Annotated in this window: 1 protein-coding gene; it reads left to right on the top strand. The window is 63.3% G+C overall.

Annotation, left to right across the window (positions count from 1 at the left end; translation table 11 throughout):
- Positions 1-515: catalase (locus ACYQ1Z_RS08575; RefSeq protein ID WP_459792090.1), on the top strand; the 515-nt coding region annotated here is incomplete at both ends.

Below are 515 nucleotides of genomic sequence, written 5' to 3' on the forward strand. Positions count from 1 at the left end.
CGGTTCTGGGTCAAGTACCACTTCCACTCCAACCAGGGCGTCAAGAACCTCACCGGCGACGAAGCCGAAGCCCTCGCCGGCTCCGACGCCGACTTCTACATCCGCGACCTGCACGAAAACATCGAAGCCGGGAACCTGCCCTCCTGGGACCTGCACGTCCAGGTCATGCCCTACGAGGACGCCAAAACCTACCGGTTCAACCCGTTCGACCTGACCAAGGTCTGGCCCCACGCGGACTACCCGCTGATCAAGGTCGGCACCATGGAACTGAACAAGAACCCGGAAAACTACTTCGCGCAGATCGAACAGGCCACCTTCGCCCCGTCCAACTTCGTGCCCGGCATCGCCGCGTCCCCGGACAAAATGCTCCAGGCCCGGATCTTCTCCTACGCCGACGCCCACCGCTACCGGGTCGGCACCAACCACGCCCAGATCCCGGTCAACCAGCCCAAGAACACCGTCAACAACTACTCCCAGGACGGCGCCGGACGCTACCTGTTCAACGCCCCCACCGT

Source organism: Arthrobacter sp. AD-310, assembly GCF_054656615.1.